Origin of the sequence: Xylanibacter muris, assembly GCF_013166605.1 — a bacterium.
Taxonomy (GTDB): Bacteria; Bacteroidota; Bacteroidia; order Bacteroidales; family Bacteroidaceae; genus Prevotella; species Prevotella muris.
Window position 1 is genome coordinate 454696 of sequence record NZ_JABKKF010000001.1, and the last position, 15595, is coordinate 470290.

Sequence of the window (15595 nt, forward strand, 5' to 3'; positions counted from 1 at the left end):
GTAACAATATGAAACGACTGAAATATATATTTTTCTGTGCGATGTGCGCACTTGCTGGTGTGATGACTGTAGGCTGTTCCGATGAACCGGACAAGGAGAATTTCTATACATTCACCGGTGAGATGATGAGTGACTATTTAAGGAACAGGCCGGAATACAGTGATTTTGCATATATCGTGGATCAGGCCGGTATGACCGACCTGTTGTCTGCATACGGCCATTATACCTGTTTCCTGCCTTCGAATACTGTTGTGGATAACTATCTTCAGAAGAAAGGACTTTCCAGCGTAGAGGAACTGACTGTGGGGCAGTGTGACACAATAGCGCGTACACATTTGGTTAATAACATGTATGCTACTATCGACATGAATGACGGTACATTGAATACGGCAAACATGAATAAACGGTATATACAGATTACACATACCACTGATGAGAATGACAACTCTGTAGTGCAGTTGAACCGAATGTCGAAAATCATCTTCGAACTTAAGGACGATTCTGTAGAGAATGGCATTGTGCAGCCAATCGACGTGTTGCTTGAAAACTCAAACAGTTCGATTTCCGACGTATTGAAGTCAAATGACAGAATAGGAATATTCTATGAGGGACTGACTGCTACCGGTCTTCGTGACACGCTTATAAAGACCAGGGATGAATCGTATGACGGTTCAAAATATGATACATATTCATATACCTCGGACTTCTGGCGTGAGATAGCTGTAGCTCCTGAAGAGAAGAAATACGGATTCACGGTGTTTGTAGAGCCCGATGAATTGTATAAGAGAAAGTTCGAGGAATATGGCATATCTACAGCCGAAGGTAATGTGAAGGCGCTTTATGACCTTGCATGTAAGATTTACGACCCTGTGTTCGCGGGAGATGCCGATTATCAGGCAGCCTACGGTTTCGACAAGCTTACGGAGAGATACAATCCCCTCAATATGTTTATAGCCTATCATATCCTTACACGTGATGTTATAGGATGGAATAAGCTTACACCGATAGAACTTCATTCCGGTATCGTAGACGGTGCCATCGGAATCAAGATAGACAAGATGAATCCGAACGACTGGTACGAGACATTAATGCCGCATACCATGATGAAACTCGAACAGGCAACGGTACGTGAATATCTTGGCGACTCGGAACGCGGACAAAGGTATATAAACCGCCGTATCGATGATAAGTTTGTCATTAAAGGCAGTAAAGTGTTTCCTACCGTTGAGGAAGTCTATCTTCAGGATGCGCCTAACGGACGCTATTTCTATATCGATGACATTATTGCCTTCAGCAAGGATACACAGGAAAAGGTTATGAACGACCGTATACGTATGGACTTCTCCACAATCTTTCCTGAAGTGATGACAATGAACATGCGTCTTAACGGTGATCCGACGAAGGATGACGAAAGTTCGAAGGCAGACCAGACATATAAGAACGGAAAGAACTACTGGTTCCCTAAAGGATACCTCGACAATGTGACTATGAAAGGCAATGGTGTTCTCGTATATCGTCGTCCTCACTGGAACTTCTGGTCATACGAAGGCGATGAGTTCAACCTTTTCGGTGATTATGACTTTACCTTCCGTTTGCCTCCGGTGCCATACGAGGGTGATTATCAGATCCGCCTCGGATTCTGTGCGCTCGATACCCGTGGTGTCGCTCAGATATATTTTGACGGAAAACCCCAGGGAATACCTGTAGACATGCGCAAGCGTCTTAACGACGAGTCCATTCTCGGAAATCAGTTCGGAACAAAGAAGTGGGCAGATATGACAGATGAGGAGAAGGCCGAGGATCAGAAAATGCTTAAGAATCTCGGTTATTATCGCGGTGCTTATGGCGGTTATCATTCGAGTGGTTCGACTATCAACGAGTTTGTCGACAATGAGCGTACATATCGCCTCGTGCTATGTACCGTACATATTAATCCAAAGCAAGACCATTTCATACGTGTGCGCTGTACATCATCCAGTAAGCTTGGTAATAACAATGAGTTTATGATGGATTATCTGGAAATTGTTCCAAAGAGCGTGTATGGGGTTACATCCAGTGGTTCTATGGAGTCAGACTTGTAATTGAAATAATAAATACAATCGGTTATGACAAGAAACAATATAATAAACGGCAGGACATTAGGAGCAATGGCGGTTGTTCTTGGTATCGTTGCGTGTTCGGACAAATGGGACGAACATTATAATGTAGGCACGCCTTTTGAAGGCAACTTGTGGGAGGCTGTCTCATCTAATCCCAATTTGAATAATTTCACCCGTGTCATCGAGGCTTGCGGTTATGACTCATCTTTAGTAAGTTCGCAGATGTTTACTGTGTTTGCACCTACGGATGACAAATTCACCGAGGAAGATGCCAATGACATTATAGCTGCATATAATGAGCAGAAAGCCAAAAGGGTTAAGGATAATGACAATACGGCCATAAAGGAATTTGTGCAGAACCATATAGCTCTGTACAACTATTCGGTGTCGGGTTTAAGCAACGATTCAATAGTAATGATGAACGGTAAGTATGTGCCGCTGTCTTCAAATTCCTTTGGAGGCTCCTCCATGTCGCTTTGCAAGACAGTAGGCAACGGAGTTCTATATACTATTGATGAAAAGGTAAAGTATGCACCGAATGTGTTTGAATATCTGGAGAAGGACAATGAACTTGACTCGGTTGCAAAATTCCTGTATTCTTTCAATAAGTATGAGTTCCAGCCGTCACTCAGTGTTCCCGGTGACATTGTGAATGGAAAGACTGAATATCTTGATTCTGTAACGACTCTTGAGAATAAGATATTTACAGAGTTGAAGGCCAAGCTCGGTTCTGAGGACAGTACTTATTGGATGGTTGTTCCGACCAACGGTGTGTGGAACGCTCTTGTGCCCGAATATGAAAAATATTTCGTATACGACAAGTCGGTAAACAAGCGTGATTCGCTGCAGTATACCAATGCCCGTATGGCATTGCTTCGCGGAACGACGTTCAGCCGTACTAATAATACGGACCTTACAGTCAATGACTCGGCAATGTCTACAAATGCCGTGATATATGAGTTGCGGCAGCTTTATTATGGTTCGAGTGAAGACAAGTATTACCAGTATAATAAGCCGTTTGAGCCGGGAGGAATATTTTATGATGCACGGCAACAACAATGCAGTAACGGTGTTGTGTTTAAGACGGATAACTGGAATATAGGCAAGACCATGACATTCTTCCAGACAATCCGTGCAGAGGGTGAGAATAATGAGCGTCTTGATTCTGTAGACCAGGCATCCACAAATGCTCCGCTGAGTATTTACAAGGTTTTGTCACAGAATAAGTTCTACAATAAGATTTCAGGTAATTCTTATTCGGAAATATCTCCTGCAAGCGGAGCTGCGACAAACATCAAGGCCGTGTTCAACATACCGTCGGTATTGTCTAATATAGGGTATGACATTTACATCGTGACAGTTCCAGCCCTTGCCGGCGATACTCTCGCATCAGATGCGGAACGGCTTCCGACAAAGTTCCGTGTAAGAATGTCATACAATGACGAGAACGGCAAGCAACCGTCCAAGGAATCGGGCTGGACGCTGTTGCAGTCGTCTCTCCAGACCACAGCCGATGAAGTGGACACCTTCAAGGTGGCGGAGAACGTTATGATACCCTATTGCTCATGGGGCGAGAACATCTCTCCGCAAGTTAAGATTATCCTCGACACGCGTGTCAGCAACTCTGATGTCAGGAATGGAAAGTTCAATCGTATCCTGCGTCTCGACTGCATAATATTCAAGCCGCATGATGAGGAATAGGACTTGTTTTCATGATTATAAAACGACAGCAATATGAAACTCAAGAATATCACATTCTATAATAAGATTTGCCATAATGTTCCGGCAGGATGCATCGTGTTGTGCATGGGAATGTTGGCTTGTCCTTCAAATGTATTCGCCCAAGACGATGATACTGATGAGACGGTGGAGGTTTTAAATAAGCCTGAAGTAAGAAAACAGAAGCATTACGCTTTGCGTACGATAACCGGACGTGTCGTAGACGCAAACAATAATCCCGTGTTCGGTGCAATCGTTAATGCAATGGATTTCGAAGGCTATAGTACATTAACGGAAGAAGACGGTACATATAAGTTGGAGTTGCCTGTTTTCTGTAGTTCGGTAATAATCACCGAACCCAAGTACAATTCTGTTGTAATAGGATTGCAGAAAGGTGAGAAACAGATGGAGGCGACTATGTATTCCACATCGTTCACATCCGGGTACAGCAGCGATATGAACAGGCGGAATGACAGAAGTTCAACGTCGTTCGGCTATACGTCGGCATTGAACGTTAAGGAGGAAATACAGAAGCAGCTTGGCGGGGTTGCCTACACCCAGCAGCGTAACGGTACTCCCGGTATCGGAGGCAATATTTTCATCCAGGGTATCAACTCATTGAATGTAAATGCCCAGCCTCTTGTGGTTGTTGACGGTGTCGTGCTTGACCAACAGTATGGACGCACCATGATTCACGACGGTTTCACCAATGACATCCTTTCCAATATAAGTCCTGCTGACATAGAGAAAGTTACAGTGCTTCGAAACGGAACTGCTCTTTATGGAGCCAAGGGGGCAAATGGTGTGATCCTCATAGAGACACGCCGTTGCAAGAGTATGGCTACACGTATCTCTGCCACTATTTCCGCCGGCATAACAGCCAAACCCAAGTTTATCGACATGATGGATGCGGAGCAGTATCGCGGTTATGCTTCTGAAATGCTAAAGACCACGTCTACAAGAATCCGCGAGTTTAAGTTCTTGAACAACGACCCTAACTACTATTACTACAATCAGTATCATAACAATACGGACTGGAAGGATAAGGTTTACCGTACTGCGTTCACACAGAACTATGGCATCACGGTAGAGGGTGGAGACAATGTCGCCACATATAATCTGTCTGTGGGTTATACGGAGGCAAACAGTACGTTGGAATATAACGACATGTCACGTTTGAATATAAGGTTCAATACAGATATCAACCTTGTAAAGAATCTGTCGGTGAGATTTGACGCGTCATTCTCTAACCTTACACGTGATATAAGGGATGACGGTGCGCCTTTGAGCTATGATGAGGGAACCCCTACGTCTCCTTCATTTCTTGCATACGCGAAGTCTCCGTTCCTGAGCCCGTACGCTTTCGGACGCGGCGTGATATCCGACTCGCATCTTGACATCACACCGGAAAGCTATCTTGATGAGGCTCTTGCCAATTATTCCGATTACAACTGGAAGCTCGCCAACCCTGTGGCGTTGAATGAATATGCGGAGGCTTCGAACAAGAACCGTTTCGAAAACTCGTTGCTCAACATATCCGTGAGGCCGGAGTACAGAATCACACCCAACCTTTCGGTAAGCGAACATTTCAGCTATACATTGGTAAACACCAATGAGAAGTATTATATTCCTATCAACGGTGTGCCTTCGTATTATGTGGCAGAGGTGAACGGATTCCGGACCAATGAGGTGCGCTCGCTCTTCTCCAAGCAGAACTCAGTCATGAGTGATACTCGTGTTTCCTGGCATAACCGTTATGATGCGCATAATATAAGTGTGTTTGGCGGTGCCCGCATTCAGTGGGAGTCATATTTGCTCAATAACCAGCTTGGATATAATACCGGTAGTGACAAGACTCCGTTTATGAGTTCTGGTCTTATGAATGCCAATTCTTTCGGTACAAAGGACAACTGGAATTCACTGGCTTGGTATCTGCAGGCCAATTATGACTTCATGGGCAGATATTATCTGCAGGGCAACCTTACGGCGGAAGGCTCTTCACGTTTTGGTGAGGATGCCGACGGCCTTAGCCTGTTCGGCGCGTCGTGGGGCGTGTTCCCATCGTTGCAGGCATCATGGGTCATCACCAACGAGCCATGGATGGCAAAGGCCGGAATCTTCAATTTCCTGCGCCTCACTGCCGGTTATGACGTGAGCGGAAATGATGACATCGACTATTATGCCGCACGAAGCTATCTCCGCTCGAAACTGTTTCTGCATGCCTTGTCCGGTATTACAATTGCCGGCATTGGCAATACCAAGATAAAGTGGGAGACAACACGTCGTGTCAATGTCGGTATCGATGCGGCCATGCTTAACAACAGGCTTTCTTTATCTTTCAACGTATTCAAGAGTTGGACCAGCGACCTTCTTACAATGCAGAGTCTTGGTTTCCTGTCCGGACTTGATTCCAACTGGTCGAACGGAGGAAAGCTGGAGAATGAAGGCTTTGATTTGAGTGCAAATGTGAAGGTAGTGTCAAACCGTGACTGGCAATGGGAAATCGGTGGAAGTATGGGGCATTATAAAAACAAGCTGACCGAGCTTCCTGATAACAAGACATACATTGATACGGAACTGTATGGAGCCGTTGTCCGTTCGGAGGTGGGCATGCCCGTCAATATGTTCTACGGTTATAAGACTAAGGGCGTGTTCTCAACTTCAGAAGAGGCGGAAAAGGCCGGAAAGTATGTTCTTGACGCCAACGGAGTGACCAAGCATTATTTCGGTGCCGGTGACATGATTTTTGTAGACAGGGACGGAAACGGTGAGATCAATGATAAGGACCGTTTTGTCATCGGTGACCCCAATCCCGACATCTACGGTAATATCTCAACATCACTGACATACAAGAATATCAACCTTGATGTGCGTTTCAATTACAGTCTCGGCAATGATGTGTACAACTATATGCGTTCTCAGCTTGAGGGTGGCAGCCGTTTCATGAATCAGACGAGCAACATGTTGGGCCGCTGGCAGGCGGAAGGACAGGTGACGGATGTGCCTAAGATCACATTCCAGGATCCGATGGGCAACTCACGTTTCAGCGACCGTTGGATAGAAGACGGCTCATATCTTCGTCTGAAAACTGTCACCTTGAGCTACCGTATGCCGATGAACTCACAGTATATCCAGGGGCTTGAGTTCTGGATTCAGGGCAACAACCTGTTGACATTCAGTAAATATCTTGGCTCCGATCCGGAATTTTCAACCACAACGTCTGTGATAGGTCAGGGTATAGACTGCGGTCAGTTGCCGCAAAGTGCGTCTTTTGTTGCAGGTGTGAGAATCAATTTGTAAAACATAACCATCAAGAAAGATATGAAAACAAAGTATATATTTGGCGGGATGATAACGGCCGCTTTAACAATATTTTCGTCATGCAGTGATTTTTTCGATCAAGACTCTGACCATGTCATCTTTACTGACGGTCATAAATTGAATGAGGCTTCCGACACTATTTACTCGCTGACGGGAATAATGACGAAGATGCAGGCACTTGGCGACCGCACTGTTCTTCTTGGAGAGGTAAGAGGAGATTTGGTGGACGTCACCAATGCTGCAAATGCCGACCTGCGTGAACTGGCACAGTTCAATATCAGCGACGAAAACAAATATAACAGTCCCAAAGACTATTATGCAGTTATAAACAACTGTAACCTTTATATCTCTAAGGCTGACACAACAATCAGGAACAGTTCAAACAAACCTCTGTTCCTTAAAGAATATGCCGCAGTAAAGGCTTATAGGGCATGGACCTATCTGCAATTGGTGTTGAATTATGGCAGAGTGCCGTTCTATACTGTGCCGATAACGACAAAGGAGCAGGCTGATGCGAAATATGAAGAGAAAGGCATCGTTGACTTATGCAATACCCTTATTGCCGACATTGCCCCGTTGGCAGATGTGGAGATGCCGGGATTGGGAAAAATAGGCGTCACGGACAGCCGTATGCTCTATTTCCCAATATACATGCTGTTGGGCGACCTGAATCTTTGGGCAGGGAACTATAAGGAGGCCGCAACGGCTTATTATAAGTATATAACTACCGCCAATGGCAGCAATTCATATTTCCCAATATCTTCATCGCGTGTATCCTGGGTCGGAACAGACTGGCTTAGTGCCCGTGATTCTTGGAGTACGCAATTTTATTCAGAGACTTTCACGCAAGACCGCGGAATAGTCACAATGATTGCCGGTGACTCTATTCCTTCTGACGGAAACTACAGCCAGTTGCGTAATATTTATAATAGTAATGTCGACAATGATTTCAAGCCGAGTCTTGTGCCTTCACAGTCGTTGATAGATCTGTCCGCGAGACAGGTATACTGTCAGTTGACAAACGGAGGCAGGGATACTATATATGCCCCTTCAAATCTCACTATGAACCGTGCCGGAGATTTGAGGCTTATATCATGCTGGAGTTCATACCGAGGCGTATATCAGGGCAATACCGTGACAAACCAGCGTATTTCAAAGTTCAGTTCGAGAAATATAACGGTATATCGCCGTGCCACTGTCTATCTTCGCCTTGCTGAGGCGTTGAACCGTGCCGGTTATCCGCATTTCGCTTACGAGATACTTGCTCAGGGCGTGAACAATACCATTATAGAAAGGCACGTGCTGCCGCATTGCAAGACAGCCGCAGACACAGCATTTGTCAAGTCATTTAATTTCCCGAGCGGTTCTTCCAACGGATATATTGTGGAGGATATTGCCAGCGGTCAGATTTATTATAACACCATAGGCTTGCATTCGCGCGGGTCGGGTTACAGTGACTGTAATAAGTATTATATGATGCCCGATGATGCCACTCTCGGTGAACAGGAGCGTCTTGACTATCAGATAAGCAAGGTTGAGGATATGATTGTCGATGAGGGCGCGCTTGAATTTGCCTTTGAAGGAACGCGTTATTACGATTTGCTGCGTGTGGCGTTGAGACGTAATGACCCGGATTATCTTGCCGGCCGTATCTATGCACGGAGAGGCGAGGACAAGACGGAAGAAGTGAAGTCGGAAATAAAGTCAGACCTTAGCGACATGAAAAACTGGTTTATGTCATGGGAGGGTAAGCTTGGCATAAGGTGAGACAACGTTTATAACGATATAAGATAATATGGCTATGCACATGAATATATGTTTTAGATGGGCTATGTCATTGTTGGGTATGATGACGGTATCGGCAGCCATGGCTGCCAATACCGTCACTACCGTTAACAAGGTGACATCAGATGTGGTAATTTCCGATGATGTTGATTATCATATCACGGATGCCGTTCCGTTTTCTGCTACCGGAAGCATCAATATTACGGCAGTAGACCATGCGGTGATTATTTTCGACAATGTGAAACCTTCGAAGCTTGTCAGCTATCTTCCGTATGTCAGGATAAATGGCGCCGATGCTGTCAATAACAGGACATGCCAGGTTAAGATATACAACCAGGGGTCTATGATTCTTCCATACGGCAGCGATATCAGGCCGCTTACTGTCTATAGCGGACAGAACTTTACCGGTACGTCGGTGAGCGACTTCGGTCTGGAGAGTAACGGAGGCTTCATGAATACCCTTAAAGATGAGAAACTGAACAACAAGATACGCAGTTTCAAGTTGAAGAGAGGGTATATGGTCACATTCTCTACACGTGCTGGAGGCTACGGCTATAACAGATGTTTTGTGGCTGATACGGAGGATCTGGAGATTGCGGAGCTGCCGGGAATCCTTGACCGCAGTATCTCCTCATACCGTATCTTCAAATGGAATGATGCCAGCAAGAAAGGTCTTGCCAACGATACTCGCACAGTATCTAATGACGCTCTGAACACCACATGGTGCTATTCGTTCGGTCTTGGTGAGGATACCGGCATGGATCGTGAGTGTGTGGCACATCATATTTATGAAGGGTGGCCGGCCATAGCCGACTGCGGCCGCAACAACTATACTACGTCTGCCCCTACCATGAAGACCAATAACGAGCCGGGAAACAAGTCTGATGATCATCCTCAGAGTGTTGCGGAGGTGCTTGCAAACTGGGAGACGCTGATGGCTACAGGATTGCGTCTGTGTTCGCCTTCTTCCCATGACGGCAGTCTTAACTGGCTGAAGGAATTCATGGATTCTGTGGATGCCAGGGGGTGGCGTTGCGATGTGTTGGACGTGCACTCCTATTGGCCGTCGGGCAGTTTCTACAACCTGCAGTCATGGTATAACAGCTATGGTCGTCCGTTGTGGATATCAGAGTGGTGTTGGGGCGCGTCATGGAACAACAACGGTGTGTTCAACTCCGGACTTTCCGATGAAGAGGCAAAGAGGCAGAATGCGGACAGGATAAAGGAACTGACTGAATTGATGAACGGCTATGGCTATGTGGAGCGTTTTGCCTATTGGAATTCAGAGGCCGACCGTTCAAAGGTATATCTGAATGGCACTCTCACCGATGCAGGCAGAAACTATGCGGCATTGAAAGGTGTCATAGGATATAACAAGAAATATGAATTTGTTCCGAAATTGCCAAAGGCTAAAGGAGCTCCTTCAAATCTTTCGTGCAGATTTAACGCTTCAACAGGAGTAGCGGTGCTTGGCTGGCATGAACCGAACGGAGAATATAATAAGAGCATGACTGTGGAACGCCGAAAGAAAGGGACTGCATGGGAGACGCTCATGGAAGTGGAACTGGAAGAGGGTGAGGCAGACTATAGAGTGGAAGATAATGAATCCTTTGACGGTGCCGAGTATCGCATACATGTTGTTTATTCGGATGGTAAAGACTATTATACAGCAAAGACAGCGACAGCCGTTCCAGAAAAGATGCTTCCAGGCGATGCCATAGATGTTAACGGCAGGAAATACTATATAGGAGGCAACATACTGATTAACGGCAGTTTTGATTTCGGGACTCAGGGCTGGACTAACGGTGAAGGCGGCATTCTGTCTCTGCCGGATTTCGAGGTGTTACCAAAAGGAGGCTATGACGGAGGAACATACCTGCAGTCTTATTCCAACCAGTCATTAGACAAGGCAGGTTCGGTAAAGACCATGGTCGAACTTGAGAAAGGGGCTGATTACTATTTCAGTGCGGCCTCATATTATAACGGCATGTCGGTAAACAAGCTGAGCATGACCCGTGACGGTGTTAAGGAAGACTCTGTTGTTGCCGGTATACCGAACAATGTTGTATGGTCGAAGTATGCCACGACATTCAATACGGGAACATACAGCAAGGCCTTGGTGGCGTTTTCCCACTTGGGAGCCCGCGCACAGTTTGACCAACTTTCAATATCACGTCTGTTCTTGTCAAAGGAAGAGGCTGTAGCAGACGGCTTGTCGGCAGAGACAAGAAGAGCACGGATGTTGCTTGATTTCAACAAGTCGCTTCCGCAATTGAACGAAGGTGTGAAGTCTGTTTTAGAGCAGGCCGGGAATACGGAGGAATACCTGTTGTCGCTGGTGTCAGTCATAGACAACACTATTGAGGCTCTCGGCATGAAGCGTATCGCTGACTCTGTTGCGGTTGTTGCTGGTGCGGCCATAGCCGAAGGCTTTGACGGCAGTGAAGAGCTGAAGGCCTCAATAGAGACATTGTCGTCAACGACATCGGCGGAAACATATATTGGCGAGGTTGCCACGCTTGGCGAGAAGCTTGCCGTATGTATGCCGTTTAAAGAGACATCGTTTATAAAACATCCTTCCTTCGGGCAGCAAACCATTGACTGGAAAAGAACCGGTTCCTATACAGGAGGGGAACAGGGTATATCCGTTCAAGACGGAAAGAAATGCTGGAGCGCACTGTGGAAAGACATAAGCGCGTCGGAGCAGGACGGACTCACGATGGCTGTATCACAGAGGATTATCAAGGATGCCGGCGGTGAATATCTTTCACATGGCCTCTATGTATTGGAATGTAAGGCTTCAACGCAGCATTATTGCGTTTCCGACCAGCATTCCTATATCGTGTATAAAGGAGACAGCATCGTCTCACCGATACTTTCCGCAGATTACCTTGACATTCCGGCAATAACCGGCAACGGCAAATGGCAGACGCTTATAACGCCTGCTGTCTATGTAAGCGACAAAGATACCCTGACAATAGGCTTCACCTCATCGAAGGCAAATGCTGTCGACAACGCCTGGAAACCGTATGGCGATAATAACGGAAAGGGCGACATGCGTGAAGGCAGCTGGTGTGCGACGGATTTTGTGCTCCGTTATCTGCCCGTCTATCATTATAAGGCGGATGCAAGCGGATGGTCCACACTTTGTCTTCCGTATGATGCAACCCCGTCAAAAGGTGTAAGGTTTTATCAGATAGCAGGCGTCACGGCTGATAAGTCGCAGATCTGTCTTGAGGAAATAAACGGGAGTGCGGCAGGTGTTCCATGCGTGGTCTATTCAGATCATTCTGATGTCGTGATATATGAGACGGGAGAGAAAGTGACCAAGAGAACAGTCGGCCCTAACGGGCTCAACGGACTTTTTATCACATCGGCCACGACGCCTGAGAACGGATTGGTGCTGAAAGATGGGAAATGGGTTATACAGAACTCTCCCAATCGTGATGAAAGGGCAAAGATCGGTGACTATTCCGCATATATAAAGAATATAGACAATATGACGGTGTTACAGGACTGGACGGGTGTCACTCTGCCTGTTAGCTCGCTTTTGTCATCTGTAAACAGGATAGACGCAGATGCCGGCAAGCCCGAATTCTATTCCTTGGATGGAATAAGATATGAGAAGGAACCGGAGTCGGGTGTCTATGTAAGGGTTGTTGACGGAAAAGCCGTTAAAGTGATGAAATGAGCGTTTTCGCTAAGCCGGATGGACTATATACATATCCTATCTTCCACAGTGTAGGGACATGCCTTTGGCATGTGTCAGGCGACAACGACCATACATCCCAATTCATTACACACACCATAGATATCGCAAAGCGATGGACTTAATCGTTGGAAGGACTCTTCAGAAAACAACCGTATATACGGTATACTCTTTGGAGAATGTTTGTACACATGACACATGCCGAAGGCACGTCCCTACACGGATGAATGCTATGGTATGAATGTTCTCGTTGAGCCAAACGGGCAATGTAAAAATAAGCTTGACATTGCCCGTTTGGCGAGAAAAAGTTAGAATAAAATTCAAGATAATAAATAAAAATATTGGAATGATTATGAGAACTTTCCTTTCTGTTTTTTTCGTTATGCTGCTGATGTCCGGACAGATATCAGCCCAAAGCATATCCGTTACTACCGACAAGCGTTTTGCCAGGGGAGCGACAATGGCTTTCGGACGTATGACAGTCAAAGGTACGGATATTAAGGAAACAGGTTTCTGCTGGGCGGAAACTCCTGAACCTACTGTTGATGACAACAAGACAGTGAAGTATCTGTCGAAGAACGGTAAGATTTATTGGCTTCAGGACCTCACTCCCTCCACCTTGTATTATATGCGTGCATACGCTGTCGACAAGGAGGGAAAGGCTTATTACGGTGATGTCATAAAATTCTATACCATTCCTAAAGGCACCATCAGCTATACCATACGTGACGGTGGTGCGGATGATGTGAAGACGCGAATTGCCAATGCAACGAAAAGTGCCGTGGATTATTGGAACAATCTTACTTCCATAACAGGCTTCTCCACAAGTGTGGGCTATGAAGCCGGTGTACAGACGGCCGACTGTTCTTATGGCGGATGGGTGAGGGTCGGGCCTAACGCTTCTTATCAGCGCACAGGCACTATCCTCCATGAGCTTCTTCATGGTGTGGGTGTGATTCCATGGGCGGATACGGAGTGGAGCCGTCATAATCTGCGTGCTTCAGTCAACGGTGACGGATATGGCACCGGTGCATGGCTGGGCGACCGTGTAACCGAGGTTGTGAGGTTTCTTGCCAACAATAATACGGAAGTTCTTAACGGTGATTATCAGCACATGTGGCCATACGGTATCAACGGAGCACATGAGGATGACGGAACAGAGATTCTTTATATAGGAAACGGTCTTGTATGTCAGGCTCTTGGGGAAGACGGCCTCCAGCATACCGCCACAAGCTTCTCGCGTCCTTATTATTCTTTCTGTCATGAGGACGGCAAGAAATACTATATTAAAAACGAGTCGGCGGAGTTCGGCCTTTACACTTCTTACCTTATTCCCTCCAAGTCGGGAGCTCTTGTATGGAAGACAATGACCGCCGCTCAGGCCGTTGGAAACGACAGTGCCGCATGGACAATAACGTTCACACCGCAGAATCAGTATTACCAGCTGAAGAATGTCGCCACGGGAAGGTATTTCAGCTATAGCGGCGCAGGAATCAACGGCATAACCACCTCTGCGGTCAGTGCGGCGTCTTCAACGGAGAATTTCCAGCTGATGCGCGGACGTAAGGATATTGCGGTAGGCGGGATGTCATTACCGCAGCGCGGATACTGGATTATATATCCAGAGAGCAATTGGTCGCCCAAATGTCTGCAGGCGAATGCCGGGGAGAAAACATCGGCCATGACATTCAACATATCCAATACCGCTGACAGCCAGCGTTGGCTGATACTTTCTGCCGAAGAGCTGGCAGACGTAGAGGCAATGGCAGTGGACGGCATAAAAACGGAGATAGCAAAGGCCCTTTCTGTGTTGGAGGACCTGATTGGCGTTCCACACACAGAGGATGTGGAGGGAGTAGATGATGAGGTGGCGTCAACAATCTCGAGGGTGTGGTCGGTCATGCAGACTTCTGTAGACATTTCCGAATTGAATTCCATGCAGGGTGAAATTCGTGACGCAACGTTTGCTTTTCTCAATGGAGCGACACCGTTGAGCGAAAGCCAGCCGTTTGACCTTACATATATGCTTGTCAACTCCGGAATGGATTCGGCTGAAGGATGGTCGGTGGCTCCTGCAGTCAATCATTCGTGCGGCGAGTTTTATGAGAAAACGTTCGATATGAACCAGATATTGACAGGCATGCCTGCCGGCACGTATCAGTTGCGCGCTAAAGGATTTCAGCGGCCGGGCTCCTCTGCTGATGCCTGGGCGAAGTATTCTTCTGGGCAGAGCAGGGTTACGGCTTTCCTTTATTTAGGCTCCGCCGCACAGAAATTGAATGATATATGTGCTTGTGCCTCAGACACGAAGTTGGGCGGAAGCGAATCATCTGTCGGCTCGCCGGTTAAATATATTCCCAATGACATGAAGTCGGCGAGTATTTATTTTTCCCGTGGATTATACGAAAATGCAGTGGTATATGAGAACAAGACAAAAGGAGCGTCGTTGAAACTCGGTGTCCGTACTGCAAATATGCCGGAAAAGTATTGGTGCATATTCGATGATTTCCGGCTGTATTTCTTTGGAAAGACCCCGAAAGAGGCTCTTGGCATAGAGGAGGTGCATGCGGATGGTGCGTACAGCCGCCGGTCGGGAGTATATTCTTTGGACGGACGTATTGTAAATAGAGATGCCTCGGCATTTGGGTCGTTGCCTAAAGGGATATATATTGTCAACGGCAGAAAACTGATTAAATAGGGATTTGCGCGGATAGATATTTCTCATTCAGGAGAAAGTTTTAATATTGCTTTTTTGTTTATGGTCTTGTCATGATTCGTTTCACGGCAAGACCATATTTGTTTTCATTATCAAATGGCTTAGGAATTTAAACAAAGTGTACATTGCGCGGATGACGGACAGCAAATGTTAGAAGTGTATTTAGCCTAAATACACTGTGTATGTAGGCTAAATACACTGTGTATGTAGCCCAAATACACTCTGTATGTGGCCTACATACACTTT

Annotated in this window: 6 protein-coding genes; all 6 read left to right on the forward strand. The window is 46.3% G+C overall.

The features are described from left to right. Positions 1-8: 8 nt before the first annotated feature. The 6 genes from HPS56_RS01590 (at position 9) to HPS56_RS01615 (ending at position 15331) form a co-directional block, all read left to right on the forward strand. Complete coding sequence (locus tag HPS56_RS01590) at positions 9-2081, forward strand: fasciclin domain-containing protein (RefSeq protein ID WP_172272772.1); 2073 nt, start codon at positions 9-11, stop codon at positions 2079-2081. 24 nt (positions 2082-2105) lie between these two features. Beyond that, positions 2106-3800, forward strand: coding sequence for a fasciclin domain-containing protein (locus HPS56_RS01595; protein ID WP_172272774.1), 1695 nt, complete (start codon positions 2106-2108; stop codon positions 3798-3800). Between the two features lie 33 nt (positions 3801-3833). After that, a complete protein-coding gene (locus tag HPS56_RS01600; protein ID WP_172272776.1) occupies positions 3834-7118 on the forward strand; it encodes a SusC/RagA family TonB-linked outer membrane protein in 3285 nt (1094 codons plus the stop codon). Positions 7119-7139: 21 nt separating this feature from the next. Then, entirely contained in the window at positions 7140-8906 is a 1767-nt protein-coding gene (locus tag HPS56_RS01605; RefSeq protein ID WP_172272778.1) for a RagB/SusD family nutrient uptake outer membrane protein, read from the forward strand. Between the two features lie 40 nt (positions 8907-8946). Then, complete coding sequence (locus HPS56_RS01610; RefSeq protein ID WP_172272782.1) at positions 8947-12615, forward strand: glycosyl hydrolase; 3669 nt, start codon at positions 8947-8949, stop codon at positions 12613-12615. A 370-nt stretch (positions 12616-12985) separates the two neighbouring features. Continuing rightward, complete coding sequence (locus HPS56_RS01615) at positions 12986-15331, forward strand: ricin-type beta-trefoil lectin domain protein (RefSeq protein ID WP_172272785.1); 2346 nt, start codon at positions 12986-12988, stop codon at positions 15329-15331. The last annotated feature ends 264 nt before the right edge of the window (positions 15332-15595 follow it).

Bases quoted from the DNA above. Each gene is read 5' to 3' on its own strand.
- HPS56_RS01590 (WP_172272772.1), top strand. From the start codon at position 9: ATGAAACGACTGAAATATATATTTTTCTGTGCGATGTGCGCACTTGCT.
- HPS56_RS01595 (WP_172272774.1), top strand. From the start codon at position 2,106: ATGACAAGAAACAATATAATAAACGGCAGGACATTAGGAGCAATGGCG.
- HPS56_RS01600 (WP_172272776.1), top strand. From the start codon at position 3,834: ATGAAACTCAAGAATATCACATTCTATAATAAGATTTGCCATAATGTT.
- HPS56_RS01605 (WP_172272778.1), top strand. From the start codon at position 7,140: ATGAAAACAAAGTATATATTTGGCGGGATGATAACGGCCGCTTTAACA.
- HPS56_RS01610 (WP_172272782.1), top strand. From the start codon at position 8,947: ATGAATATATGTTTTAGATGGGCTATGTCATTGTTGGGTATGATGACG.
- HPS56_RS01615 (WP_172272785.1), top strand. From the start codon at position 12,986: ATGAGAACTTTCCTTTCTGTTTTTTTCGTTATGCTGCTGATGTCCGGA.